A 257-nucleotide genomic window follows, 5' to 3' on the forward strand; every position below is an offset into this window, starting at 1 on the left:
CGCATCCACGCAGGTGTTGAGGTTGTTCTTGATGGTGTTGAAGTCGCCGTTGTAGTTGTCGGTGATCTTCGCCGGGATGTCGCCCTTGGAGATCCGATCCACGTAGTTGGCGGCCACGTTCAGCGGCCCGATCACCGCGTCCAGCGTGTTGTTGACGCCTTCCACGATCTTGCGGAAATCACCCTGGTGCTGGCTCGCATCCGCACGGGTGGCCAGACGGCCCTCCACCGCAGCCTTGGACAGCACGCCCGCATCGG

Annotated in this window: 1 pseudogene; it reads right to left on the bottom strand. The window is 62.6% G+C overall.

The features are described from left to right. Window positions 1-246, bottom strand: a pseudogene (locus tag ACE3RX_RS13915) (methyl-accepting chemotaxis protein); the annotation flags it as partial. Window positions 247-257 lie beyond the last annotated feature (11 nt).

The sequence above is a fragment of the Zoogloea sp. genome (genome assembly GCF_041914405.1).
Lineage (GTDB): Bacteria > Pseudomonadota > Gammaproteobacteria > Burkholderiales > Rhodocyclaceae > Zoogloea.